Raw genomic sequence first — 1345 nt, 5'->3', positions numbered from 1 at the left:
TAGCAGCCGCTCTCATTGGAACTGGAGTTGTCGCATATAAAGCATATCAGAAAGCAACAGAGGACAGTATTGCTTCAGTAGATCGCTTTGCTACAAATAATAAGTTAGTACAAGATGAATATCAAAAAGCTTTAGCTCGTTCAGATGCAGCAACAAAAAAATATATGAAACAACAAACCGGAGAAATTAGTTCATCGACTAAAAAAGTTCTTGGCGACTATTTTAAGTTATCTGATGGTATTAGACAAAAGTTAACTGAAATTAAACTGAATCATGAAGTAATGACAACTGAACAAGCTCAAAAACTTGGTCAACAATACGATCAATTAACTGAGAAAATCATTACGAAAGTTGATGAGCGTAAGCAAAAAGAAACGGAACGATTGAGAAAATTGTTTGCTGATTCCTATGTTCTTACGAGTGAAGAGGAAAATAAAAGGCTAGAGTTATTAAATCAAAAATATGAAGATGAGAAAATAAAAGTAGCAGAAAAGAATCAGAAAATAAAAGAGATTAATGATTTAGCGGCATCAGAACATCGAGAAAAGACACATAGTGAGAATGTTGCTATTCAAGCTTTACAAGACGAAATGGATAGAATAGCTGTTCAGCACATGACACAAAATCAGATGGAGCAAAAAGTAATTCTTGAGAATATGCGTGTACAGGCTAGTGAAATATCCGCAAGACAAGCAGCAGAAGTTGTTGAAAATAGTGCTAAAACAAGAGATAAAGTCATTAAAGATGCGGAAAAGACACGTAATGACAAAATAGCAGAAGCTATTAGACAACGCGATGAGATGGGCAGTTTAAATGCACAAGAAGCTGAGGCTGTAATTGCCGAAGCCAAACGTCAGTATGACAGCACTGTTTCAACAGCAAGAGATAAGCATAAGGAAATTGTAAGTGAAGCAAAAGCGCAAGCAGGAGAACATGCAAATCAAGTAGATTGGGAAACGGGTCAGATAAAATCCAAATACCAAGTCATGAAAGATGATGTCGTTCAAAAGATGAAAGAAACTTGGTCAGGTATAACAAAATGGTGGGAAGAAACAAAAACTTCCGCAAGCAACAAGGTAGAAGAGATAAAAAATACAGTTTCAAGGAAATTTGAAGAAAAGAAAAAAGCTGTCGTTGATAAAATGAAAGAAATAAAGAGCGATATTGAAGATAAGTGGAATACAGTTGAAAAATTTTTTAGCACGATAAATCTACGTTCCATTGGTACATCCATTATAGAAGGTCTTGGAAGAGGGATAGATGATGCTTCAGGAGGTCTGTTCAGTAAGGCAGCGGGAATTGCAAGTGACATTAAAAAGACTATTTCTGGAGCATTAGAAATTAA

Annotated in this window: 1 pseudogene; it reads left to right on the top strand. The window is 35.4% G+C overall.

Annotated features, from left to right (window positions below):
* Positions 1-1345 (top strand): annotated as a pseudogene (locus ACQRBL_RS32235) (phage tail tape measure protein); the annotation flags it as partial.

It is taken from the genome of Bacillus sp. AF62 (genome assembly GCF_050312695.1).
GTDB classification, from domain to species: Bacteria; Bacillota; Bacilli; order Bacillales; family Bacillaceae_G; genus Bacillus_A; species Bacillus_A cereus.
The sequence above is the reverse complement of the archived record's forward strand: the minus strand, read 5'-3'. Positions and strand labels throughout refer to the sequence as shown.